21 protein-coding genes, 2 tRNA genes and 1 pseudogene are annotated in these 25244 nt (G+C 52.3%); 17 read left to right on the plus strand and 7 right to left on the minus strand.

Annotated features, from left to right (window positions below):
• Nucleotide 1 precedes the first annotated feature (1 nt).
• On the plus strand, nucleotides 2-619 hold the full coding sequence (locus BLP79_RS10055; RefSeq protein WP_090218604.1) for a TadE/TadG family type IV pilus assembly protein: 618 nt from the start codon (nucleotides 2-4) through the stop codon (nucleotides 617-619).
• 47 nt (nucleotides 620-666) lie between these two features.
• Here the strand turns inward: BLP79_RS10055 and BLP79_RS10060 are convergent, their stop codons facing one another.
• Nucleotides 667-1140, minus strand: coding sequence for a hypothetical protein (locus tag BLP79_RS10060; RefSeq protein ID WP_090218606.1), 474 nt, complete (start codon nucleotides 1138-1140; stop codon nucleotides 667-669).
• Nucleotides 1141-1312: 172 nt separating this feature from the next.
• On the opposite strand from BLP79_RS10060, the gene BLP79_RS10065 reads away from it, so the two are divergent.
• Entirely contained in the window at nucleotides 1313-2224 is a 912-nt protein-coding gene (locus BLP79_RS10065) for a pirin family protein (RefSeq protein WP_090218608.1), read from the plus strand.
• An 11-nt stretch (nucleotides 2225-2235) separates the two neighbouring features.
• Here the strand turns inward: BLP79_RS10065 and BLP79_RS10070 are convergent, their stop codons facing one another.
• On the minus strand, nucleotides 2236-2832 hold the full coding sequence (locus tag BLP79_RS10070; protein WP_090218609.1) for a TetR/AcrR family transcriptional regulator: 597 nt from the start codon (nucleotides 2830-2832) through the stop codon (nucleotides 2236-2238).
• A 108-nt stretch (nucleotides 2833-2940) separates the two neighbouring features.
• On the opposite strand from BLP79_RS10070, the gene BLP79_RS10075 reads away from it, so the two are divergent.
• The 7 genes from BLP79_RS10075 to BLP79_RS10105 all read left to right on the plus strand — a co-directional run bounded on the left by BLP79_RS10075 (nucleotide 2941) and on the right by BLP79_RS10105 (nucleotide 9686).
• Nucleotides 2941-3213 carry a hypothetical protein gene (locus BLP79_RS10075; RefSeq protein ID WP_090218611.1) on the plus strand — a complete coding sequence of 91 codons (273 nt, stop codon included), beginning with the start codon at nucleotides 2941-2943 and terminating at the stop codon, nucleotides 3211-3213.
• Between the two features lie 104 nt (nucleotides 3214-3317).
• Nucleotides 3318-4604 (plus strand): homoserine dehydrogenase, encoded by a 1287-nt coding sequence (locus BLP79_RS10080; protein WP_090218612.1) that lies wholly within the window; start codon nucleotides 3318-3320, stop codon nucleotides 4602-4604.
• A gap of 191 nt (nucleotides 4605-4795) precedes the next feature.
• Complete coding sequence (glpX, locus tag BLP79_RS10085) at nucleotides 4796-5770, plus strand: class II fructose-bisphosphatase (RefSeq protein ID WP_090218614.1); 975 nt, start codon at nucleotides 4796-4798, stop codon at nucleotides 5768-5770.
• 109 nt (nucleotides 5771-5879) lie between these two features.
• Nucleotides 5880-7619: a single-stranded-DNA-specific exonuclease RecJ gene (gene recJ / locus BLP79_RS10090; RefSeq protein WP_090218616.1), complete on the plus strand. Its 1740-nt coding sequence runs from the start codon at nucleotides 5880-5882 to the stop codon at nucleotides 7617-7619.
• A gap of 132 nt (nucleotides 7620-7751) precedes the next feature.
• Nucleotides 7752-7826, plus strand: a tRNA-Glu gene (locus BLP79_RS10095).
• 171 nt (nucleotides 7827-7997) lie between these two features.
• A tRNA-Glu gene (locus BLP79_RS10100) sits at nucleotides 7998-8072 on the plus strand.
• Between the two features lie 333 nt (nucleotides 8073-8405).
• On the plus strand, nucleotides 8406-9686 hold the full coding sequence (locus tag BLP79_RS10105; protein ID WP_090218618.1) for a hypothetical protein: 1281 nt from the start codon (nucleotides 8406-8408) through the stop codon (nucleotides 9684-9686).
• A gap of 22 nt (nucleotides 9687-9708) precedes the next feature.
• On the opposite strand, the pseudogene BLP79_RS20265 reads toward BLP79_RS10105, so the two are convergent.
• Nucleotides 9709-9961, minus strand: a pseudogene (locus tag BLP79_RS20265) (IS5/IS1182 family transposase); the annotation flags it as partial.
• Nucleotides 9962-10396: 435 nt separating this feature from the next.
• Here BLP79_RS20265 and BLP79_RS10110 point away from each other — a divergent pair.
• The 3 genes from BLP79_RS10110 to BLP79_RS10120 all read left to right on the plus strand — a co-directional run bounded on the left by BLP79_RS10110 (nucleotide 10397) and on the right by BLP79_RS10120 (nucleotide 13713).
• Nucleotides 10397-11431 (plus strand): amino acid ABC transporter substrate-binding protein, encoded by a 1035-nt coding sequence (locus BLP79_RS10110; protein WP_090218619.1) that lies wholly within the window; start codon nucleotides 10397-10399, stop codon nucleotides 11429-11431.
• A 67-nt stretch (nucleotides 11432-11498) separates the two neighbouring features.
• Nucleotides 11499-12632: an ABC transporter permease family protein gene (locus BLP79_RS10115; RefSeq protein ID WP_090218621.1), complete on the plus strand. Its 1134-nt coding sequence runs from the start codon at nucleotides 11499-11501 to the stop codon at nucleotides 12630-12632.
• Nucleotide 12633: 1 nt separating this feature from the next.
• Nucleotides 12634-13713, plus strand: a complete 1080-nt coding sequence (locus tag BLP79_RS10120) for an amino acid ABC transporter permease (RefSeq protein ID WP_090218622.1) — start codon at nucleotides 12634-12636, stop codon at nucleotides 13711-13713.
• Between the two features lie 76 nt (nucleotides 13714-13789).
• Here BLP79_RS10120 and BLP79_RS10125 read toward each other — a convergent pair whose 3' ends face one another.
• From BLP79_RS10125 to metC, 3 genes are read right to left on the minus strand one after another with little or no spacing between them, the layout of a single operon-like run.
• A complete protein-coding gene (locus BLP79_RS10125) occupies nucleotides 13790-14671 on the minus strand; it encodes an MBL fold metallo-hydrolase (RefSeq protein WP_090218624.1) in 882 nt (293 codons plus the stop codon).
• A 19-nt stretch (nucleotides 14672-14690) separates the two neighbouring features.
• Complete coding sequence (locus BLP79_RS10130; protein ID WP_090218625.1) at nucleotides 14691-15326, minus strand: VOC family protein; 636 nt, start codon at nucleotides 15324-15326, stop codon at nucleotides 14691-14693.
• Nucleotides 15327-15347: 21 nt separating this feature from the next.
• Nucleotides 15348-16523, minus strand: a complete 1176-nt coding sequence (gene metC / locus BLP79_RS10135) for a cystathionine beta-lyase (protein WP_157843930.1) — start codon at nucleotides 16521-16523, stop codon at nucleotides 15348-15350.
• Nucleotides 16524-16619: 96 nt separating this feature from the next.
• Here metC and BLP79_RS10140 point away from each other — a divergent pair, with 96 nt between their 5' ends.
• Both BLP79_RS10140 and BLP79_RS10145 read left to right on the plus strand, forming a co-directional pair.
• The gene (locus BLP79_RS10140) at nucleotides 16620-18962 is read left to right on the plus strand and encodes a molybdopterin-dependent oxidoreductase (RefSeq protein ID WP_090218629.1); all 2343 of its coding nucleotides are present in this window, start codon (nucleotides 16620-16622) and stop codon (nucleotides 18960-18962) included.
• Nucleotides 18955-19722: an IclR family transcriptional regulator gene (locus BLP79_RS10145; RefSeq protein WP_090218631.1), complete on the plus strand. Its 768-nt coding sequence runs from the start codon at nucleotides 18955-18957 to the stop codon at nucleotides 19720-19722. Before BLP79_RS10140 ends, BLP79_RS10145 begins: the two co-directional genes overlap by 8 nt.
• Here the strand turns inward: BLP79_RS10145 and BLP79_RS10150 are convergent.
• A complete protein-coding gene (locus BLP79_RS10150; RefSeq protein ID WP_090218633.1) occupies nucleotides 19719-20114 on the minus strand; it encodes a rhodanese-like domain-containing protein in 396 nt (131 codons plus the stop codon). The genes BLP79_RS10145 and BLP79_RS10150 overlap by 4 nt on opposite strands.
• 137 nt (nucleotides 20115-20251) lie before the next feature.
• On the opposite strand from BLP79_RS10150, the gene BLP79_RS10155 reads away from it, so the two are divergent.
• Genes BLP79_RS10155 through BLP79_RS10165 form a run of 3 tightly spaced genes read left to right on the plus strand, consistent with a single transcriptional unit; the run spans nucleotide 20252 to nucleotide 25239 of the window.
• Nucleotides 20252-21517, plus strand: a complete 1266-nt coding sequence (locus tag BLP79_RS10155; RefSeq protein WP_090218634.1) for an NAD(P)/FAD-dependent oxidoreductase — start codon at nucleotides 20252-20254, stop codon at nucleotides 21515-21517.
• 6 nt (nucleotides 21518-21523) lie between these two features.
• A complete protein-coding gene (locus tag BLP79_RS10160) occupies nucleotides 21524-23596 on the plus strand; it encodes a hydantoinase/oxoprolinase family protein (protein ID WP_090218636.1) in 2073 nt (690 codons plus the stop codon).
• Nucleotides 23593-25239 (plus strand): hydantoinase B/oxoprolinase family protein, encoded by a 1647-nt coding sequence (locus tag BLP79_RS10165; protein ID WP_090218638.1) that lies wholly within the window; start codon nucleotides 23593-23595, stop codon nucleotides 25237-25239. Before BLP79_RS10160 ends, BLP79_RS10165 begins: the two co-directional genes overlap by 4 nt.
• Nucleotides 25240-25244 lie beyond the last annotated feature (5 nt).

Here is a 25244-nt window from a genome sequence, read left to right on the forward strand (position 1 = left end):
CATGTTTAGATTTATCACTCAAAAGATCAAAACGCTTAGATCCAAAGACGACGGAAACGTCACAGTTGAATTCGTCATCTACGCACCACTGCTCTTCTTTATCTTTATGATGGTCTATACGTTCTACGATGCATTCCGTCAGGAAAGCATCAACTTAAAAGCGGCCTACACGGTCTCGGACCTCCTGTCGCGTGAAACCCGCGAAGTCAATGACGACTACATCGACAGTATGTTTGGAATTGCCAACCTGATGGTGCGACAGAACTCCAACCTTTCAATGCGGATCACCTTGGTTCGCTATGATGAGGCGAGCGATCAGTTTTATATCGACTGGTCCCGTCAACGCGGCAACGCATATCTTGAACGCACGGATGGCAACACGGGTGAGTTCACCGACATCAACGAGGTTCGCGAACGGTTACCCAATATGCCGGATCAGGAACGCGTCATTCTTGTTGAAACGATTGCGGATATCGTGCCTCCGTTCAACATTGGCGTCGGACAGGTCGATATCACCAATTTTGTGTTCTCGCGCCCCCGCTTTGCGCCAATCGTGCGCTTTGAAGGGATCGAAATCCCGGGTGTACCTCATGATGATGCAACTGTCTTTGACAGCTGAAACGACACAGGCTCCGCCAAACCCAGATCCTTGACCTGATCCGGGTTTTACATATCCCGTTTGGCAAGCAAAGCAGCCAGAATCTCTGACATCGCCTTGGATTGCGCCCCAGGCGTCACACCACCAATTCCCACACGGCGTCCCATCCGCCACCATAGCCCCGGATGCCAGCTGCGCGCCTGTGCCGCGCTCAGCCGTAAGACAAACCCATTAGACGGTTTAAACGCAAGAAAACCGCGGTCCATCGCTTCGATCTGATCCAAACGTGCGATTTCGGTTCCATCAGTACTGCGCAGCCCCTCAATCGTCAGTTCGATTTCATTCTGGGTTGCCTGCCACATCCGCATAGCCAACGCCAAAGCGCCGGCACCCGTGGCCACAAGAAACACGGTCCACCCAGCAGTTGGGCTGCCTGCTGCCACAACATAAAGCGCAAAGACGCCAATAAATCCTAGCATCCCCACACCGGCAAGACGACGTGGAGCCGAGGCTCCAACCCGAGCCAATACCTCATCTGCCATTTGCAGTCTCCCTTTTCGGCCTTCCCCACTCCTTACCCTGAATTGTCCCGAGTATACAGAGCCCACTCAATCTCTGCGCGGATCTGCACAGCAAACGTGATTTTGCGTTGAATTGATCTGATGCTTGACCTCGATAAGCTTACCCCGATCAACCCAGCGCAAGGCTCCCACCATGTCATTCAGACCCATCTTGGAAACCCGCACAGCACAGCCAACGCTAGAAGGGGCGGGCGTCAAACTTCATCGTGCTTTTGGATTTCAGGATCCAACTGAGCTGGACCCTTTTCTGCTGTTTGATGATTTTCGCAACGAACACCCCAAAGATTTTGAAAAAGGCTTCCCCTGGCATCCTCACCGCGGCATTGAAACCATCACTTACGTTCTGTCTGGAACAGTGGATCATGGTGACTCCCTTGGCAACAACGGCACATTAGGCGCAGGGGATGTGCAATGGATGACGGCGGGATCTGGCATTCTCCATCAGGAAATGCCTCATGGCAACGCCAGCGGCCAAATGCATGGTTTTCAACTGTGGGGCAACCTGCCCAGCGCGCAAAAAATGTGTGCACCGCGCTATCAGGACGTGCGCGGCACAGATATACCAGAGGTGATTGATGATGATGGGACCCGCGTGAAAATCATTGTTGGCCAGTTTTGGGGACAGGTAGGACCTGTCGAAGGGATCGCTGCGGACCCACAGTATCTTGATATCTTTGTCCCCGCAGGGCGCAAGAAAACATTCAGGATCGATACCTACCGCCGGGCTTTTGCCTACATCTTTGAAGGAGCCGGTGCTTTTGTCGATGCCTCAGCTCCGCAAGGTGTACTTTTGGAGAAAGAGATAAAAGGGCAGGAACTGAACATTCGCGATATGTCTGGCGATCGGACTCTTGTTCGTTTTGGCACAGGTGATGAAATCACTGTACAGGCCGGGCCGGAAGGGTTGCGATTTTTGTTGATTTCAGGAGCACCGATCGATGAACCTGTCGCCTGGCATGGTCCAATTGTGATGAATACGCGAGAACAACTGCGCCAAGCGGTGAAAGATCTCAACAATGGGACCTTTATTAAGGCAGCACATTAGGAGGCGTGCCGCTATCCTGTGACCGCTTTTCGCACCATATCCCAGTAGGTCGCCTCGACCTCTTCAAGAGACAAACGCCCTCCACTTCGATACCAGGTGATCACCCCATTCAGCATAGCAATCACGGCAAGGGTGGTTATTTTACTATCACGCAGGGTAAAGATCCTCTGCGCGACACCAGCATCCAGAATACTTTGAAGCTCTCCCTCGTAACTCTTCCGAAGCGCTTCGATTTTGGCAAAGTTTTCAGGAGAGAGATTACGCAACTCCATGTAAGCAATAAAAACCGCATCTGGGCGCGCCATGTGGAACCGAATGTGAAATCGTGCAAATTCTTCGAGCAAACCGTCTGGTCGGCAAGGATCAAGAGTGGCTTTCTGCTCTTTCCAAGCGGCAAGCACATCCTGCATGTGCTTATTCATCAACGAAAACAACAGACTTTGCTTATCTGGAAGATAATTATACAAAGCCCCAACCTGAACGCCGACTTCCTTTGCAATCTGGCGCATCGAAACCGCTGCATATCCATGCCGCGCAAAAAGTTGCAACGCGACCTTTTGAATGCGTGGGCCGGTGATATCAGAATGCGAACCTTGCGTGCGTGCCATATACGCACATTAATTGATCAACTGATCAATTAAAACCCCCTCTTGCCTGAAACACCCGCTTTGTGCATCAAGGTGCTGAAACAGGTCGCAACAGTCAGGGTATCGTTCATGTCTCGTCCTCTTAGGGTCATTTGCACCGGTCTTTTTGCAGCTGGAGCACTAGCTGCCTGCTCAAATGTGCCGGAATTGGATGACCAAATCAGCCCTGCGCTGCGCGATGCCGATTTTCCAACCTTGCTACCCCTGGACACCGCTCTAAACGCGACGGGCCTGCCTAACGTCACTCCCGCTGCCGAAGGCAAAGCTGTTCAGGACGATCTTGCAGCCCGCGCAGCCCGCCTGCGTGCCCGTGCCGCGGCTTTAAACTCTGTTGAAAATTAAATCACAGCACGTTGATTGAACGCGGCGAGATCAGCAGCTGCATTGCGCAACGGGCACGAACCCGCTAAGGCGTGACAACGATCAACCGCAAAGGATCTCCGCAAATGACACAGCCGCTTCGACTTGGCATTGCTGGCTTGGGCACCGTTGGTATTGGTGTTGTGAAAATCATTCGCCGTCAGGCCGCCCTTTTGGAGGCCCGCACAGGTCGCACCGTAACAATCAGCGCTGTGTCTGCCCGTGATTCCAGCAAAGATCGTGGCGTCTCTCTGACGGATTACGCTTGGGAGACAGATCCCGTTGCCCTTGCAAAACGCGATGACGTGGATGTCTTTGTTGAGCTTATGGGCGGACATGAAGGGGCTGCAAAAGAGGCAACCGAAGCCGCACTTGCCACGGGAAAAGATGTTGTCACAGCCAATAAAGCGCTGCTGGCTATACATGGTCAGGCGCTGGCTGAACAAGCCGAAGCCGCAGGGCGAGTGATCCGCTTTGAAGCCGCCGTTGCAGGCGGCATTCCAGTGATTAAATCACTAACGGAAGGCCTTGCAGGCAACGACATCACACGCGTGATGGGCGTGATGAATGGCACCTGCAATTATATTCTGACCCAGATGGAAGCCACTGGTCAGGGCTATAATGCCCTGTTCGAAGAATGCGGACGCTTGGGGTATCTGGAAGCCAATCCAAATCTGGATGTTGGCGGCATCGACGCAGGCCACAAGTTGGCAATTTTGTCCTCTATCGCCTTTGGGACCAAGCCTGCCTTTAACAATGTCCACCTAGAGGGTATCCAGCGCATCACACTAGAAGACATCCGCGCAGCCGCAGATATGGGCTACCGCATCAAACTTTTGGGTGTAGCACAACGCACAGGCCGTGGGTTGGAACAGCGCATGACACCTTGCTTGGTGCCTGCGCAATCCCCCTTAGGACAGCTTGAAGGCGGCACCAACATGGTGGTCATCGAAGGTGACGCGGTTGAACAGGTGGTCCTGCGTGGCCCCGGTGCCGGTGAAGGCCCGACCGCCAGTGCTGTTCTTGGTGATATCTGCGATCTGGCGCGCGGCCTGCGGATTGCCACTTTTGGCCAAGCTGCAACCACGCTGCAAGAAGCTCCTGCAGCCCAAACAGCACTCCCGGCCCCTTTCTATCTGCGCATGGCATTGAAAGACAAACCCGGCGCGCTGGCAAAAGTTGCCGCCGTTCTTGGCGAAGCTGGCATATCGATTGACCGCATGCGCCAGTATGGCCACTCGGAGCCAAGCGCACCTGTGCTGATCGTAACGCATAAAACAAGCCGCGCCGCAATTGATCAGGCACTCGCTGAATTGCAAGCTACCGATGTGGTGACCGTCGAACCCGTCGCGCTGCGCATCGAAAACGTCTAACACAATTCAAGACGACGCCAATCGTAAGCCTAGAGTGCTCGTACCACTCTGGGCTTTTTTCGCATTTACAGTCCAAAGTTCCCGACACTGGATCTAAAGGTTAGTGTTAGCGATATAATCTTCAGCGATGCTTGTCGCCCTTGTGCCCTCTCGTTACCCTCGAAAAAGTGAAAGCTTGAGGAGGTGCCCCTATGTCTGGAACTGCAGAATTTCATGATCGTTTGTTGTCGCTTGGACTCGCCCGCGTGGCTGAGCAAGCCGCCCTTGCCTCTGCCTCTCTAATTGGCCGCGGGGATGAGAAAGCCGCAGATCAGGCTGCCGTTAACGCCATGCGCGAACAGCTCAACATGCTGGATATTGCAGGCGTTGTGGTAATCGGCGAAGGCGAACGCGATGAAGCGCCAATGCTGTTCATCGGCGAAGAAGTCGGAACCGGCAAAGGCCCCGGTGTCGACATCGCGTTGGACCCGCTTGAAGGCACGACACTCACTGCGAAAGACATGCCCAACGCGCTGACCGTCATCGCCATGGGGCCACGCGGCTCCATGCTGCATGCCCCTGATACTTATATGGACAAGCTTGCGATCGGCCCCGGCTTTGCCGAGGGTACAGTTACTTTAGATATGTCTCCTGCTGAACGCATCTCAGCCCTTGCCACTGCCAAAGGTTGCGCCCCCAGTGATATCAGCGTCTGCATTCTGGAACGTCCTCGCCATGACGCCATGATTACAGAAGTGCGTGAAACGGGTGCCTCGATCCATCTGATCACCGACGGTGATGTTGCAGGCGTCATGCATTGCGCTGAGGCTGAAACCACGGGCATTGACATGTATATGGGATCAGGCGGCGCTCCCGAAGGTGTGCTGGCGGCGGCCGCTCTCAAATGTATGGGCGGGCAAATTCAAGGACGTCTGCTGTTTCGCAACGCTGACGAGCGCAATCGCGCCGCGAAGGCAGGCATCACGGATTTGAACCGGGTCTACAGTCGCGATGACATGGTGACACAAGATGTGATTTTTGCTGCGACTGGCGTCACAGGCGGGTCTCTTCTCCCCCGTATTAAACGCGAACCCGGCTGGGTGGAAACCACAACGCTTCTGATGCGCTCCAAAACAGGCTCTGTACGCCGAATGTCCTATCGCACACCACTTGCTGCACACCAGTAAGACAGCATTTGCCCTGGGGGCTCTGTAAGCGTAAACCTACGCCAAACTCAGGACCGGCGACAAAGGACCGGTCTTTTCTACAGGCAGATGCGGCGCAAAGGAATACAGCATGAGCTTTCTTGGAGTAGAGCAATCTCTCACCGGGCGTCGCTGGATTGGCCCCACTGTGGATATCCAACGCGCCGCGGAAATGATGGAGCAACAAACCAATTTGCCCGCCGCTGTCTGCCAGGTTCTCGCCCGGCGCGGCGTGCCCGCGATGGAAGCCAAGGGGTTTCTGGAGCCGCGCCTGAAAGACCTGCTCCCAGATCCCCGCAAGATGAAAGACATGGAAAAAGCCGCTGCACGCTTCCTAGAGGCCGTAAATCGGCGCGAGCGCATTGCTGTCTTTGCGGACTATGATGTTGACGGTGGCAGCTCTGCGGCCTTGTTGCTGGTGTGGCTGCGCAATATGGGCCTGCAAGCCACACTTTATATCCCTGATCGCATCGACGAAGGTTACGGTCCAAATGTGCCCGCAATGCAGGCCCTCGCCCGCGACCATGATCTGATCATCTGCGTCGATTGCGGCACGCTCAGCCACGAACCAATTGCGGCTGCTAAAGGTGCAGATGTGGTGGTACTGGATCACCACCTTGGCGGGGAAACATTGCCAGAGTGCGTCGCCGTTGTGAACCCCAATCGACAGGACGAAGACGGCGATCTTGGCTATTTCTGTGCGGCGGGCGTCGTGTTTCTTATGCTGGTGGAAACAGGTCGCCAGATGCGCCTCGCAGGGCAAAAAGGTCCGGATTTAATGGCGCTGTTGGACCTGGTTGCTCTGGCAACTGTCGCCGATGTTGCCCCCTTGATAGAGGCAAATCGCGCCTTGGTACGTCAGGGACTTAAAGTTATGGCAGGGCGAAAACGTCACGGCCTTGTTGCCTTGGCGGATGTCTCACGTATGGACAGCACCCCCTCCAGCTATCATCTAGGCTTCCTTTTAGGTCCGCGCGTGAACGCAGGCGGACGTATCGGCAAAGCTGATCTTGGTGCACGCCTTCTTGCGACAGATAATCCACACGAAGCCGCCGCTATGGCCGAGCGCCTGGACCAATTAAACACAGAACGCCGTGATATCGAAAACGCAGTGCGCGCAGCAGCCATGGAACAGGCCGAGGCCCGCGGTTTTGATGCGCCTCTTGTCTGGGCCGCAGGGGAAGGTTGGCATCCCGGCGTCGTTGGCATTGTCGCTTCCCGCCTGAAAGAAGCCACGGGCCGACCCGCCGTTGTTATTGGATTGGACGGGAATGAAGGCAAAGGATCCGGCCGCTCTGTCAGCGGCATTGATCTGGGGGCCTCTATTCAAAAAACAGCAACCGAAGGGCTATTGCTCAAAGGGGGTGGGCATAAAATGGCTGCGGGCTTAACCGTTGCACGCGACCAGCTTGAACCCGCGATGGCGCGCCTATCCGATCTTCTGGCCAAACAAGGCGCAGGTGATCTTGGCCCTTCTGACTTGAAACTAGATGGCATGCTGATGCCCGGGGCCGCCCAAATTGATCTGATCGAACAAATCGAAAAAGCCGGACCGTTCGGAGCTGGTGCCCCTGCCCCGCGCTATGCCTTTCCCGATCTGCAGGTACGCTTTGCAAAACGCATCGGGGAAAGCCATCTGAAACTTTCGCTCAGCGATGGCATGGGCGGCGGGTTGGATGCCATTTGCTTTGGCGCCTTTGACACCGCTCTTGGTCCGCGCCTTTTGGAACATGGCGGAGCGCGTTTCCATTTCTCTGGTCGGCTTGAGATCAATACATGGGGAGGGCGCCAAAGCCCACAACTGCGCCTTGAAGATGCCGCCGAAGCCTAACCCCGTTCATCACCTTTGTTTTCAATGACTTGGGAGAAGAAAGTGAAGATAGATCAGAAAAATTCAAAATCTGTCACTTTTCCTCTTGCAGCCTCTCAGTGAAAGCCCTAGAACCCGCCTCACACACAGAGTGTCCCGTTCGTCTATCGGTTAGGACGCCAGGTTTTCAACCTGGAAAGAGGGGTTCGATTCCCCTACGGGATGCCATTTTCCAAACGGCATCAGAATTAAAGATTACAGCGCATTTTTCGTTGTGAAAACTTTATATTTGAAAACAAAAGCTTATCCTCTCGCATCCCAGATAAAAAAACACAGATAATCTTAAAAAACGTCTTGCACGCAGTAACGACACTAATTAAACAGCGTCACACACAGAGTGTCCCGTTCGTCTATCGGTTAGGACGCCAGGTTTTCAACCTGGAAAGAGGGGTTCGATTCCCCTACGGGATGCCATTTTTCAAACGGCATCAAATTGATTAAAGTGTAACTCTCCTTACGCTTGATATGCTCATCCCCAACACCTTGCTCTTTGTCGCATGTAAGCGCACAATCTCTGCAAATCAAACTTGTCGTAAGTAAACGCACCTACCTCGCGCGACTGTTTTGAAAGCAAAAAATCCACCCCATTAAATCAAATTATTTAAGTATTCTTTCAATTTAAGGCACAATAGCCTTTGTTGGTTGGAGGTGATATTCGTGAATTTTATGAAAATCTTGGGGGGCGCGGCACGCCAAAGTCAAAATATTGACCAACTTCAGAGTCCTCAAAAGCGCAGGCGCAAGCAAATGCAAAGCGCCCAACATGAGCAAACGCAACAACGTGGACGCCTCTCTGCCTTCAAAATGATGGATAAAGGCGCAAATGTTTGGGCTCTGGCCCAAAAGATGCGCAACAATTCGCTCGCTGGTCTCGCCTTTGATTTCGCCTCAGGTAAAGCTGTGAACAGCATTCTGAAGATGGGCAGCAGTCGACCTTCAGCCGCTGCGTTTAATCCCTATGCACAACAACAGCCCTCATCACGCCCAACGGCAAACCCCTTTGCTCAATACCAACCGCGCCCCCCGGCGCAACCCACATACGCGCCAGCGCCCCAATTCCAACAAAGGCCAACCGCCCAGCCCCACTTTGCGCAGCCCCCCCAACACGCGCACCCCCAGCGCCCAACAGTCAATCCATTTGGCCAATTTCAACAGCGCCCGACTGCACAACCAACACCTGCCCCGCCCCCACCTCAAATGCCAGCCTCAGGGCACAATAATAACAATCACGGCATAGGAAATATCGCAGCACGCCTGCAAGCAACGGAAGAGCGCATTCAAGCCCAGAATGCCGCCGCATGGAATGCCGTGCCCGGCACACAGGATATCTGGAACCAGATCAATGCGGGACGACAAAGCGCCCATCAACAGATGCAAGATATCGGAGACCGCTTAAATAACGCTCCGCAAGCTGCACGCCCGACACAAACGCAGCCCCCAAATCAACAGCAATATGCGCCCCAACCTTCTAGGCCCGCTGCTGCCAACACCGCGCCGCCTATTGGGAATATAGCCGCCCGCCTGCAAGCAACGGAGGAGCGCATTCAAGCGCAAAATGCCGCAGCTTGGAATGCCGTACCAGGAGCCCAAAACGTTTGGGATCAAATTGACGCAGCACAGCAAAATGCAAATCAGCAAATGCAGGACGTTTGGGCCATGCTAGGCGGTCGGCCCGGACCACAATCGCAAACCGCTTTTGCGCGCCCCTCCATGAGTCCTCCCCAAGCTGCTCAGCCCACAGCGCCTCCCCCACCTCCGGCACAACCTCAAGCCTCAAACATGTACAGCCAGCCTGCACAAAGCAGTGGCCCAAGCCAGCCGGTAAACATGTCGCAATTTAACCAGCTCTTCCCAGCATCACCAGCAAGCGACCCGCCACCGCCACCCTCAGGCAATATGGTCACTGGGATAAATCCAGACATTGAATATCGCCCTCAAAACCCCCCTCCATCCTTTGATGAATGGCAAGCCCAAACCGGACGGACTGACCAGTGGGCATGGGCAGACTACCAAGACTCAATTAAATAACTTTGCTGCCGAGGCTCAGGCTTCATAACCAGCAAATGACGCCTACGACCGGTGCGATAGCGAAGCGGAAGCGCTAGAGCATCTATCGTATTGGATTGCGACACGCGGCCAGTCTTTCTATCTGCCGAATGTGATCTCAATCCTATTACGACGTTTGTAGCGACGCTTATCGTATTCCGCTATTCTTTCAGATGCTTACAGCCTGAGTGATAGGTGCGCACCCCTTTTTCTTTCAATGTTTCTCTGAACCAGTGGGCGTCACAACCTCGTTTCCCACGTATTTAATCGATCTTTGAAGCTGACCGACAAACCGTAGGCGAGCACGTCAGAGATAAGCTTGGTGGTTGTAGCCCGACCACATAAAGCGATAGCCCGCGATATGATCGGGACTTTCCTTCGGGCGATGTCGCGGGTGGATAACAATGTGGCGGATTAGAGGCTAATAGCAGTATCCAGACATTTAGTGCCAGCTCCAGCTTGGCCAACGCCAATGTTTCAACTGATGCTTTCTACACCACCTTAAGCGCACTTTGAGTTTGGGAAGCGGATGTAACGCTTGCGATACAAAACATCCATTAAGCTATGCTGTGATCAATAGTTTTGCATCGGTAAATGGACAAAACTTGCGCTATTGACTCGTCAAATTCCTTTCGTCATTCTCTATATCAATACAAACGTGCTGAAATAAAGAACGTAAGCAAGGAGGTAATATGCTTAAAAAGGTAGTAAAGGCCGGTATTGTGATCACCGCCATGGCGGCAGCCCCCACATTAGCATCAGCTGAAAGCGCAACCGTGAAGCAGATCCAGGAACGCGGTACGTTGCTGTGTTCCGGTCATAACGGCAGCTATTTCGGGTTTGTCGAGGTGAATGACAAAAACGAATGGAAAGGCCTAGACATCGATCTCTGTCGGGCCCTCACGACTGCCATCCTGGGTGACCCTGAAAAGTCTCAGATTGTTCCACTCAGCTGGGCACAGCGGTTCCCAGCTCTGCAGTCTGGTGACGTGGACATTATCATTAAAGCAACGGGCTGGACCATGGGCCGAGATACCGAGCTGGGTCTACAGTTCTCTGTGCCATATTTCTTTGGTGGCACGCAGTTCATGGCACATGGTGACCTTGGCGTCACAAACGCGAAAGATCTGGAAGGCGGCACCATGTGTGTCGAAGCGGGCACCACGCTTGAACGTCTGGCCGCGAACTATATGCAAACCATTGGCACCAACGTAAGCATGGTAAGCTATGAAAAAGCGTCCGAGCTTCGGGCTGCTTATCTGGCAAACCGTTGTGATGCATTTGTCGGTTGGGGACCGAACCTAGCGGTTCTTCGCGCCACAGAAATCGAAAATCCAGATGCTCATGTTATTCTGGATGATAAACTTTCCTCTGAACCAATCGCTGCAGCGATGCGCCAAGGCGATGAAGACTTTGTTGATGTGGTGAACTGGATGCTGGCTGCACTGATGATTGCCGAAGAAGAAGGTATCACCAGCGCAAATGTTGAAGAGATGACCGCAAACCCACCAAATCCACGTGTCGCACGCCTGCTGGGTGTTGATCCCGGCATGGGGGAGCGCCTAGGCCTGCGGGATAGCTGGGCTGCTGAAATGATTGCAGCGATGGGCAACATGGAAGAGATCTACCATCGCAATCTTGGGGACAATAGCCCTTACAAATTGGATCGCGGCTTGAACAATCTTTGGAGCCACGGCGGCGTTCTTTACGCGCCAATTCTAGACTAATCTCCCTCAAAACATGGACTGCCTTCTATCGAAGAGGGCGGTCTTTTTTGTACCCAAAGGCACGAACATGCAAGTTGAAGAACTTAGAGCACGGGCCGCTCGACGAAAGTTTGCCATTCAAGCACTTTTAATCGTCGGTGTGATCGTCATCATCTGGAGCGCGATAGCAAGCGCTCGGATCAATCTGACTGCGCTTGGAATCACCAGCGGGTTTGGTTTTCTAGAACGTTCGACAGGTTGGTCTTATTCCTTTTCTCTAATCGAACGTGATATCAACGATACCTATACGAAAACGCTTTGGATAGGGTTTCAGAATTCTGTCTTTGTAGGCTTTATCTCAATTGTACTGTCTACAGTTCTTGGCTTTGCGATCGGCACTGCGCGGGATGCGTATAACCTATCTATCAAAGCCGCTGCGACAACATTTGTGCAGATTTTTCGAAACATCCCTCTGATCCTACAAGTGGTTTTTTGGTACGCAATTTTGATTCACATGCCGGGGCCACGACAAGCGATTTCAGTCGGAGAGCTTGCCTTTATCTCTAATCGTGGGGTCATGCTTCCGGGCTTGAACGTCACCTCTAGCATCGCAGTTGGCATGATTGCATTTAGTGTCTTGCTCTTTATTGCCCTGACAATATCTAAAGCGACCTTTGGAAAAAAACTGATCCTGTGGTTCTCTGGCTCAATCCTAGCGCTCATTTTAGCAGGTGTACTGTTCACACCTGAAGGCGAAAGCATCCTGTCAATTCCTACACTCAAAGGGCTTCGTTTTGTCGGAGGCATTACTGTATCCATAGAACTGGTCGCCATGATTGTCTCTATTGTTCTCTATGGCTCTGCCTATATCGCAGAAGTCGTTCGAGGTGGCCTGCAAGAGGTGCCCAAAGGATTGATTGAAGCTGGCCAAGCCATTGGCCTCCCTCAAAGAGCTATATGGTCTAGAATAAAAATGCCTATGGCGCTGCGCACCATTATCCCGCCGCTTGGGAACCAATGGATTTTTATCATGAAAGCAACAACGATAGGCGTGGCCATTGGCTTTTCTGATCTCTTCTACATCGTTTCAACATCGATCACCCAATCGGGGCAAACTCTGGAATTGATCGCGCTGTTGATGGGAGCCTTTCTAACAGTGAACTATCTCATCGCACAGCTGACGAATTGGCTGAATGCAAGCTTGAAACTGAAAGGACATTGATATGGCTGATGTTTCGTCTATAGCCCCAACAGGGTCTCGTATCGATTGGGCTAAGCTGCGTCGGCGGACCATTGCGACCCCCAAAGACACGGCAATCACGGTGTTTGTCGCAATCATTATGGGCTGGCTGGTTTGGCTGGCGCTGGACTGGGCAATCTTTAAAGCGGTTTGGTCAGCGGACAACGTAGACCAGTGCAGTAAAGACGGGGCCTGCTGGTCCGTTGTTCATGCACGCCATCGTTTAATTTTATTTGGCTTGTACCCTTATGATCTGCATTGGCGCTCCACCCTCGCCTGCGTCGTGATCATTTTGACAGTGGTCTTATCCTGCTTCCCGACGATCTGGAGTTTCAAGCGCCTCGGCACGCTCTGGATCACAGCGTTTTCAGCTTACTACCTTCTGATGGAAGGCAGCTTGCTGGGCATGGAACAAGTTACGACAGACCAATGGGGCGGTCTGGCTCTGACATTGTTCTTGTTTGCCAGTGTCGTTCTGCTTGGCATGCCTATGGGGCTTGGTCTCGCATTGATGCGCCGCTCATCTATGCCTGTGGTGCGCCTCTTTGCTTCGCTGATTATTGATTTCATCCGTTCACTGCCATTGCTCACCACCCTGTTCACAGCGGCGGTGGTTGTTCCGATCTTGCTGCCCGATTGGTTGCAGGGGGATAAAATCTGGCGGGTCATTATCGCCTTTGCTCTGTTTTTTGCCTGCTATCAGGCTGAGGTATTTCGGGGCGGTTTCCAAGCGATCCCGAAAGGACAATTTGAAGCTGGCAAAGCATTGGGATTAGGCTATTGGCAAATCCTTGGTCGCATCGTGCTGCCACAGGTTTTTCGCCATGCGTTGCCGTCTACTGTCAACATGGTGGTTGTCACCTTTAAAGAGACCGCAATTGTGATCATTATCGGGTTCTTTGATATTCTCGCCTCCGCTGGAGCAGCGTTTGGGACAGCGCTATGGGCCCCTTATTATATGGAGGTCTATGTCTTTGTCGCTCTCATCTACTGGAGCTTCATTTTCTCACTCGGTCAATATGGTGAGTACCTTAAACGCCGGATGACAGTTGCGGCCCGCTAATCTCTGGGACTGTACACACCAAAAAGGCGGGGCTGAAAAAACAGACCCGCCTCTATTTTTGCAAATTCCCCGATGGTCAAAGCTTATTGACGGGCACCTTCAAAACCATGTTGCCATCTTGATCTTCAGGAACTTCACCGCCACGCATGTTCACTTGCAAAGAAGGTAGGATCAACTTAGGCACCACCAATTGCGCGTCCCGTTCCGTGCGAAACTTAATAAATTCCTCGCGAGTTTTACCACCTCCAACGTGGACGTTGTGTTTCTTTTGCTCGGCCACTGTTGTTTCCCATGCAATAGCACGTCCACCCGGTCCATAGTCATGACACATGAAAAGACGCGTTTCACCTGGCAACGATAAGACTTTTTGGATCGAGTCATAAAGTTCGCCTGCATCGCCGCCGGGAAAATCAGCACGTGCAGAACCACCATCGGGCATAAACAGCGTATCCCCGACAAAGCCTGCATCCCCCATGACATGAACCATACAGGCCGGAGTATGCCCTGGCGTATGAAGCGCACGGCACTGCATCGCACCTACACAATAGGTATCACCATCTTGAAACAAAGCATCAAACTGTGAACCGTCGCGCTGAAATTCGGTCCCCTCGTTAAAGATTTTGCCGAAAGTGTCCTGAACAGTAATGACATGTCGGCCAATACCAATCTTACCGCCAATCCTCTCTTGAATATATGGTGCCCCAGACAAGTGATCCGCATGTACATGGGTCTCGATGATCCAGTCCAATTTTAGATCATTCTCCTGAACAAAAGCGATAATCTGATCAGCGCTTTCATAAGTTAACCGGCCTGCAGCCTGATCAAACTCCATCACCGGGTCAACAATGGCACAAGCCCGACCAGCAGGTTCCTGCACCACATAGCTGATGGTATTGGAGCTTTGGTCAAAAAACCCTGTCACTTTTGGCTGAATGCCGAGTTCAACGGTCGGGATCATCGTCGCCTCCTCTACGAGATCAGTCTAAGATAACCACTCCATTGGGCGTATCCAGTTCAAAGGACAAAGCTGGATCACCTTCGGAGATCTCTGCTAAATGGCTGATATTCAGAACGTCAAACGTCGCCTTCAACGCAGCGACATCAGGCGTGCTGATCTTGACCTTTTTCAGGCGAACACCAAGGTCTTGTTGCCCGGTGGAAGGATGTGGCCCCGGTGACCATTCAATAAACGCGGGCAATAACCCACCCAAAGGCAAGTGGCCATCTTCTGGAACCGTCAAACGCCAGCTCCTGTCTCCTCTCTGGAAGGGAACAACCTCACCCAGATCCATAGGCGAAGCTGCGATGACCCCATCCAGATCATCTGTATTCACAACCCAGCACAAGGCGTGTGGACGTTCTGAAAGCTTGCTTTGTGTTTCGGGGTCATCCAAGGTAAACCACCGCACGCGACCGGGATCACCTGCGTCAGGGTCGATCGCGATCAGTTCAAGAAAGCTTTCATTACCAGCCTGCATCACACAGTTGTGCGTGCTCATCGCATCGTGCTTGCCACCTTGTGGGATACATACACCCAGTATCGGGTTTAAGGCTTCAAGCCCCTGCTCCAACGAAGCCGACCCAATGGCAAAGTGATCAATTTGGTTTTTCATTGTTGTGCCTTATTAAGAGTGTTACGAACTTAAGTGTTGCATGGCCTGCGCCAGATCCGCCTTCAGGCTTTCTGGATCTTCCATGCCGATGTTAAACCGAATGAGATGCCCCTCTTCCTCCCATGCTGTGGCTGTCCGCACGGGCTCGACTGGCAAGACGAGGCTTTCATATCCTCCCCAGCTAACGCCGATCCCAAAGTGATGCAGAGCATTCACAAAAGCGCGCATTCTAATGGTATCACAGGGCTTCAGAATGACTGAAAAAAGGCTTGCGGCGCCGCTAAAATCACGTTTCCAATTGGCGTGTCCCGGACAGGTTTCAAAAGCGGGATGAAGGATTGTTTTTACTTCTGGTCGCTCTAAAAACCACTGCGCCATTTCACGGCCGACACGGTCGAAATACTCCATCCGCACTTTTAGGGTACGCAGCCCCCGCAACGCGAGCATGATCTCTTGCCCGCCGGTTTTATCACCAATCTGCATAATTGTCTGGCGAATGGCCATATGGTGTTTCAACGTCGTCGCAGTCACGCCAAGCATACAGTCGGAATGGCCGGATAGATATTTACTGCCAGAATAAACAACGACATCAACACCCAAAGACAAGGGTTGACAAAAGAGAGGTGTGCTCCACGTGTTATCAAGAATGGTGACAACACCTGCGGCTTTGGCCGCCATCGCAATAGCGGGGATATCCGGCACCTCAAACGTTCCTGACCCCGGTGCTTCAAACATAATCGCTACGGTGTTGGGGCGAATTAGATCCGTGATGCCCGACCCAATTAATGGGTCGAAATAGCTAATTTCAACTCCTTGTCTGGTCAACAAGCCATCACAGAATGTACGCGTATTGCCATAGACATGATCTGCAACCAGCACATGCGCACCCGGTTTCGTGAATGTCATTAACGAGGTTGTAATTGCCGCCACGCCGGAAGAGGTCAGCGTCACGGCATCTGCGCCCTCAAGTCTTGCAATGGCCTGTTCAAGCTTTGTCGTTGCTGAATTGCCGTAGCGACCATAATACAGGGTACCGCTTTCGTAACGTGCATCTCTTGCGGCCTCAAACGCGCCAAGCGTGTCAAATACCATTGTTGAACCAAGCTCGACTGGCATATTTACATGGCGCCCTTCAATCTTGTCAGGGCGTCCCGCCTGAACAAGAATGTCAGCGGTATTTATCAGATCCTGAGACACAAAAGATTCCCTAAATTTTGTTCGGAGACAGGATGACATCACTCAACTAATGTGTCAACATTTAGCATATATGTGCTATATATCGGAACAAAGTCGATGCAACAAAACAATTCCAAGCTTACATCAAATCACTGGGGCATCGGTCTCGTAGAGGTAGCAGACGGTAAAATTGTTTCAGTAAAAGGACATCCATCAGACCCCAACCCGTCTGAGATAAACAAAAACATCGCCTCTAGCCTGAATGGGAATGCACGTATCTCAAACCCAGCTGTAAGGGTTGGATGGCTAAACGGCACGGGCACGCGCGGACATGATGACTATGTAGAGATCAGTTGGGATCAAGCTTATGATCTCATCGCAGCTGAATTAACCCGCGTGCGGACAAACTATGGGAACGACAGCATCTTTGCTGGGTCTTATGGTTGGTCAAGCGCGGGCAGGTTTCACCATGCCCAGAGCCAGCTCAAACGGTTTTTAAATGCCCATGGTGGATTTGTTCGCTCAGAAGGCAATTATAGCTACAATGCGGCTTTGGTTCTGATGCCTCATATCGTGGGATCCTTTCGCGATCACGTGATGCAGGCCACACGATGGCCCGTGATCGCACAGCACAGCGACTTGGTTGTGATGTTTGGTGGTATGGCCACGCGTAACACACAGGTCAGCGATGGTGGCGTCGTAAAACATCGTATGATGGACAACATGAAAGCCTGCCGCGCCGCCGGTGTTAAATTTGTCAACTTCAGCCCATTGCAACGGGATGCTGATGATACTCTGGATGCTGAGTGGCTACCGCCCAAACCTGGTACTGACGTCGCAATTATGATGGGCCTTGCCCATACCCTTTTGGTGGAAGGTCTGCATGATCAGGCATTCTTAGACAAATACACAGTCGGATTTGAAAAAGTCGCAACCTACCTCCTTGGCAAGAGCGATGGCATTGCAAAATCAGCAAAATGGGCAGCTGAAATTTCTGGTGTATCTGCAGACCGCATTCGTTCTTTGGCGATAGACATGGCTTCGTCCCGCACGATAGTTACCTGCGCGGCCGGCGTGCAGAGAACGGATTACGGCGAACAGCCGCTTTGGATGACAGTAACGCTTGGTGCGATGTTGGGCCAAATTGGCCTGCCCGGTGGCGGATTTATGTGTTGCTACGGCGTAAACGCGAATATTGGCAACATTGAACGCCTCTTTCGCCCCGGTGCGTTATCGCAAGGTCGAAACCCTGTTAAAAACACCATTCCCGTCGCTATGATCGCTGAGATGTTGCTCAATCCGGGACGAGACTACAGCTATAACGGCCAAACACGAACTTTTCCTGACGCCAAAATGGTTTGGTGGGCGGGCGGAAATCCCTTTCATCACCACCAAGACCTCCTTCGCCTTCATAAGGCCTTCCAATCCCCTCAGACTATCATTGTGAACGAGTTAAATTGGACATCAACAGCGAGACATGCAGATATTGTACTACCTGTTGCGGCCCCCCAAGAACGCACGGATTTTGGCGTAGGCAAGTCTGACAATGGCCTTGTCCCCATGCCAGCACATACAGCGCCACCCGCCGCTGCAAAAATTGAATACAACATATACGCTGAACTCTCTCGGCGCCTCGGAAACGAAAACGCATTTACAGAAGGACGCAGTGAAACCGATTGGCTGGAAAAGCTCTGGCAAGAGACCCAGAGAGCGGCAAACGCACATAATATTCACCTACCTGACCTCGAAGAGTTCATGAGCGGAGATTTCATTTCTTTGCCAGACCCATCACCTCAGCAGGTGTTTCTATCCGACTTTCGCGCGGATCCCAACGCCAATCCCTTGCCGACACCCAGCGGTAAGATAGAGCTGTTCAGCCAAAGAATTTCTGACTTTGATCTACCTGATTGCCCCGGCCACCCGACCTGGTTCCCGATGCGCGACCTCGCCACAGGTCAAGATAAACAACACCCATTGTACCTGTTGTCAGGACAGCCCGAAACGCGTCTTCACTCTCAGCTCGACAATGGAGATTTCAGTACCAGCCGTAAAGTAAAGGGGCGCGAACCAGTTTTGATACATCCACAAGACGCGCGCGTGCGAGGAATAGCTGACGGCGACATTGTCGAACTGTTCAATGACCGAGGCCGTTGTCTGGCTGGCGCCGTCCTGACTGAAGAGATTGCACAAGGCTGCCTGTTTCTGTGGACCGGCGCTTGGTGGGACCCTGATTTTGATGCTGAACACATGCGTGACCGCCACGGCAACCCCAATGTTCTAACTCACGATTTGCGCACCTCAAGCCTGACACAAAGTTCTGCGGCCCATTCTGCGCTGGTGGACGTGGCTCCTTTCACACAACAGCCCCCAGAAATCCAAATTCATAAAAAACCATGTTTCAAATCCCTTTCTCGTTCTGATATTCAGAACAAAATTCAGAAAAAGGTAGAGCATGACTGACGCTCCAAAAACACCGAAAGTAGACTCCACTTTATCCAAAGGCCTGATGATTTTGGAAAACCTTGTGGCTGCGCGAACTGGAAAAGGCGTGACTGAACTTTCGCGTGAATTGGAGCTGACGAAATCAAATACCTTCCGACTTTTACAAACTCTGGTGACTCTTGGATATGTGAAACACCTGGAGAACAAGACCTATGCGGCGACGTTAAAAACCTGGCAAGTCGGGCGTGCCTCTGTGGAAAATCTGAATTTGAGAGAACTGGCCGCTCCTGAGATGGCCTATCTGAGCGAAGAAACGGGTGAAACAGTCTATCTTGCCGTTCTTGAAGGGTTGGAGGTTATCTACATCGACAAAATCGATAGTCGAAAGCCCATCCAATCCTGGAACCCTGTCGGTGGCAGTGCCCCTATTCACTGTGTTGGTACAGGAAAAGCTATTCTCGCCAAAAACTATGCACGCATGCGCGACAAGCTTGAAACCAATCTGGTTGGTTTCACAGCACGCACGATCACAGATATAAGAGACTATGACAAAGAGGTCCAAACAACTGTGGAGCAAGGCTACGCGTTTGATTCGGGCGAATTTCGTGACCGCATTTTGAGCTTCGGTGCCGAAATTACACTTCCGGATGGTGAGGCAATTGCAGCTTTGGGAATTTCTCTCCCCGATATCAATTTGCCAGCAGATGGCAATGATCGCTTGGGGCACTTAGTGCGACACGCCGCAGACAACGTGTCGCAAAAACTCAGACGGCTTTAATCTTTTTTCTCAGGGAACTCTACTGGGCCGCCTTTGTCCGCCCAGGTCGAAAACCCCTCTTTTAAATGAGCCGCTTCAAAGCCCATGTCCTTCAAGGTTGCGACGGTTAGCGCAGAACGCCAACCCGACGCACAGTGAAAGACATATTTCTTCTCTTCCTGTGCAAAGATATCTTTGTGGTATGGGCTATCCGGATCCACCCAAAATTCGATCATGCCCCGCGGCGCGTGAAAACTACCCGGAATATAACCACTGCGCTGGCGCTCGCGAATGTCACGAATATCAACAATGACCACATCCGGGTCATTCACCATTTCGATCAGATCCTTGGTTTCAATTTCTTCGATACGCCCGCGCGCATTAGCAACCATTTGAGCCGCAGTTGTCTTCATATTGAGTTTCCTCTCTTTACCTGAATGCCGATATACGGAACGGTCATTTCAAATGTTGACACAATCAACCTGAATGCGCAAGCTTATGGAAAGCACACAGAACGATTCCTGTGTCAGGAATAAAGGTGAACCTGAGAATGACGCAAATTTCGCTTTGGGACAGGTCCTCAATTGAAGAAGATATGACAGGGACTGCCACACAAGAAGCCAAAGTTGACGTAGCCGTCGTCGGTGGTGGTTTCACCGGGTTATCGACGGCGCTACACTGCGCGCAAAAAGGGCTATCCGTTCAGGTTATCGAAGCTGAAAAAATAGGCTTTGGTGGATCCGGCCGCAATGTCGGTCTGGTCAATGCATCGGTCTGGCTTCCCCCCGCTGACGTGCGCAAACAGCTGGGAGACAATTATGGCCCTCGGTTTTTGAAAGAATTCAGTGAAGCACCAGAATATGTATTTAACCTGATTGAACAGCATCAAATCCGTTGCGAAGTCACAAAGACAGGCACTGTTCACGCAGCACATTCTCCAACCGGATTACGCAGTTTACAGGAGCGCCATGCAGAATGGCAGCGCCTTGGTGCACCTGTTGACCTTTTAGATCGCGCAGAGGTCGCAAAACTGATTGGCTCTGACGTATTTTACGGCGGTCTTGTAGACCATCGCGCGGGAACCGTTAACCCCATGGGGTACTGCCGTGGGCTGGCCCGGGCGGCCATGGCGGCTGGTGCAAAGATTGTCACAGGAACGCGCGTGACCAAACTGGCGCGTGAGAATAACGAATGGATCCTTGAAACGCCCAACGGCCAAGTGATTGCAAAGCACGTCATATTAGGGACCAATGCTTACACAGATGAGCTGTGGCCCGACTTGAAAAAAGTCTTCACCATGATCCATTATTTTCAACTGGCCACAAACAGCTTGGGTCCAGAAGCTGATCATATTCTTCCCGGCCGTCAGGGTCTTTGGGACACAGGACAAATCATGTTTAGTGTCCGCCGTGATGCCTTCAATCGCATTGTTATCGGAAGCATGGGAAAGGTTATCGGCGCAACTGAAAAAGGGCTTTCTCATCGCTGGGCACAAAAGCAGATCAAGCGCCTCTTTCCGGCACTGGGTGACATCCAATTTGAAGAATCCTGGCATGGGCAAATTGCGATGACGCCAGATCATTTGCCGCGCATCTATGAACTGGCAGATAACATTTACACACCCATCGGTTACAACGGCCGTGGCATCACAACAGGTACAGTGTTTGGCAGAGCCATGGCAAATCTGCTTACCGGCGCAGACCGCACATCCTTGCCATTGCCGATCACAACATTAAAAACGGTGCCAACGGCGCCAATTTATTCCCGATTTTATGAAACTGCGTTCTATGCGAACCAAGTCTTCAAAAGCATCTGAGGTGATATGACAAAGACTGACATCCGTATCGGCGTAGACATCGGAGGTACCTTCACCGACGTCGCGCTGCAGCACCCGAACGGCCTTGCGACCTGCAAGGTTTTAACCAACTACAACCAACCCGAACAAGCCATCTTGGACGGTATCATCGAAGCCACAGAGCAAGCAGGACTTGAACTGGCTGATATTGATCAAGTGATCCACGGCACCACCTTAGTCACCAATGCATTGATTGAGCGCCGTGGCGCAAAGACTGCTTTCATTACCACTGAAGGCTTCCGCGATGTCATTGAAATGCGGTCAGAAAATCGGTTTGAACAATATGATCTCAATCTCGCGCTTCCCAAACCATTGGTCCCCCGGGAAGACCGCTTTACCCTAAAAGAACGTATGGGGCCCAATGGCGAGGTTCTGCTGGCACTTGATCTGGACGAAGTAGACACATTGATCAGCCGTATCCTGGATGGCGGCTATGAAGCCGTTGCCATTGGACTGATGCATTCCTATGCAAACGGTGCCCATGAGCGCGCTGTAGAAAAAGCACTGCGTGCGGCCTCTCCTGATTTGTCGATCTCAATTTCCTCGGTCATCTCTCCACAGATGCGTGAACTGCCACGATTTAACACTGTAATCGCAAATGCATATGTGCGGCCTCAAGTCGCCGATTACCTCAGTCGTCTGGTGCATCGCCTCCGCGAAACTGGCGTCAACGCACCAGTGTTTATGTTGCATTCCGGCGGCGGTCTAATCACTCTGGAAACCGCCTCAGAACAACCTGTGCGCTTGCTTGAATCCGGCCCTGCAGGTGGCGCAATCTTTGCCGCAGATTTTGCCCGCGCGCATGGTTTGGACAAAGTGCTGAGCTTTGACATGGGCGGCACAACAGCAAAGATCTGTTTGATCGAAAACGGTGCGCCTAAAACAGCAAACACATTTGAAGTGGCCCGCACATATCGCTTCAAGAAAGGGTCGGGCATGACCGTGTCCACGCCAGTTGTGGAGATGGTCGAAATCGGTGCGGGTGGTGGATCCATTGCGTCGATTGATGCGATGGGTCGTTTGCAGGTCGGTCCAAGGTCTGCTGCCTCAGAGCCTGGGCCAGCATGCTATGGGCGCGGCGGGACTGAACCAACGGTCACAGATGCAAACCTCCTGCTTGGCCGCTTGGACCCCGACAACTTTGCAGGTGGCGCGATCCCCTTGCATGTCGACTGCTCTGAAAGAGCCGCTGGCAAGCTTAGCCTTGAACCACAAGACGCGGCTTTTGGCATCACAGAAATGGTTGATGAAAACATGGCCAATGCGGCACGTGTTCATACGGTTGAAAATGGCCGCGACATCGAACATTTCACCATGATTGCCTTTGGAGGCGGCGCTCCATTGCACGCCTGTAGGCTTTGCGAAAAACTTGGCATTTCGGCCCTGATCATTCCCCCCGGAGCAGGTGTGGGATCTGCGATTGGCTTCTTAAAGGCTCCTTTCAGCTATGAATCGACACGTGGTCTTTTCCAACGCTTGGACAGCTTTGATCTAGAGGCCGTGAATGCGGCACTCGACAGTATGGAAAAAGAAGCGCGCGATTTTGTTGAGGACGGTGCGCGCGGAGCCCCCACTGAAACACGCCTGACAGCCTTGATGCGGTATTCTGGCCAAGGCTGGGAAATCCCAGTGCTTCTACCACATCGCGCATTTGCAGATCACGACATTCAGACGATACAAACAGCCTTTGAAGAGGCCTATCGCACGCTCTTTGGTCGAACAATCGAAGGGCTTCCTGTTGAAATCACCAATTGGCTGTTAACTGTTGCCACCGTCTTGCCGGATGCCGATGCGGTAGAACGCCATAGCAAAGGTTCAGACGCCAGTGTTTTGCGAGAGCGGACATTCTTTGATGCCGCACTGCGCAAGACGGTCACTGCGAAAGAAGTGGCACGTGGCGACATGACCCCAGGCAAAATGGTGTCCGGCCCGGCGATCATCGTCGAAAATGAGACAACAACAATTGTGACATCTGGCTATAGGGTCATAGGACAAGGCGACGGCAGCCTACTGCTTGTGAAAAAGGAGGCAAACGCATGAGACCTACAGCGATTGATTATCAAATCATGTGGAACCGCCTCATTGCGGTTGTTGAAGAACAAGCAACCACATTGATCCGCACTGCATTTTCAACCTCTGTCCGCGAGGCTGGCGATTTATCGGCCGGTCTGTTTGATCGCACAGGTCGCATGATTGCACAGGCCGTGACCGGGACACCGGGGCACGTAAATGCCATGGCGGAAAGCGTTACACATTTTGCCGCACAAATCGGACCTGAAAACACGTATGAGGGTGACGTTTTTATCACCAATGATCCGTGGCTTGGAACAGGGCATCTACACGACATCACCGTTGTAACACCAGTGTTTCGCAAGGCCAAACACATCGGCTATTTTGCCTGTACCGCACATGTGGTGGACATTGGTGGGCGTGGCTTTGGTCCGGATGGGAATGAAGTCTTTGAAGAAGGGCTCTTAATCCCGATCACAAAGTTTGCGGAACGCGGTAAGGTCCAGGATCTTCTCATCCAGATGGTGCGTGCAAATGTGCGCACACCAGATCAAACTGTTGGTGATATGTATTCATTGGCAGCCTGCAATGAGGCAGGGGATCGTCGGCTCCAATCCATGATGGATGAGTTTGATGTTGATGTTCTTGACGGCCTATCTGATTTCATCATCGAAAGCAGTCGCAAAGCCACACTTGAGGCAATTTCTAATGTACCGAATGGCGTATTTACCCATGGCATGCAGGTCGATGGCTACGATGCTCCAGTTCATATGCAGGTCACTTTAAGCATTCAGGGAAATACGCTGAAAGCCGATTTTGACGGCACCAGCGGTATGAGCCGTTTTGGCGTGAATTGCCCAGAGGTCTATACGCGCGCCTATGCATGCTATGCATTGAAATGCGCCATTGCCCCGCAAGTGCCAAATAACACGGGCTCGCTTGATCCATTTGAAATAACCGCACCAGAAGGCTGCATTCTTGCTGCAACACGCCCTGCCCCTGTTTCCGTTCGTCATGTTATGGGGCATTTGGTGCCTGATGTGGTGCTTGGAGCGTTGCACAAAATGATGCCCAATACAGTACCTGCTGAAGGCGCCAGTGCGCTCTGGAATATTCAGATTTCCGCACGCCCCTCGGATCCGTCGTCTGGTTTGCCAAATCGCGAAGTCTTGATGTTCAATTCAGGCGGCACTGGTGCGCGCCCAGCTTTGGATGGGTTGTCTGCAACGGCGTTCCCTTCGGGCGTGTCAACCATGAGCGTCGAAGCGACGGAACACGTCGGCCCGATCACTGTTTGGCGCAAAGACCTGCGCGAAGGCTCTGGCGGCGCAGGGGCCTTGCGGGGAGGTCTGGGGCAGACCATCGAAATCGAGCCCCGTGACGGATATGATCTTTACTTTAATGCGATGTTTGATCGCGTCGAGAACCCAGCGCGTGGCCGTGACGGTGGCCGAAACGGCGGGGCTGGCGGCGTACATCTATCTGATGGGACAAAGTTACGATCCAAAGGGCGCCAGTTGATCAAAAATGGACAGCGCCTGATCCTGAGCTTACCTGGCGGTGGTGGTTTTGGTGATCCCAAAAACCGTACACGGGACGCGATCGAAAATGACATTGCCGCAGGTTTTATCACACAGGATGAAGCACGCGAAATTTATGAATACGAAGGTTAGGAAAT

Origin of the sequence: Epibacterium ulvae, from assembly GCF_900102795.1 — a bacterium.
Classification (GTDB): Bacteria; Pseudomonadota; Alphaproteobacteria; order Rhodobacterales; family Rhodobacteraceae; genus Epibacterium; species Epibacterium ulvae.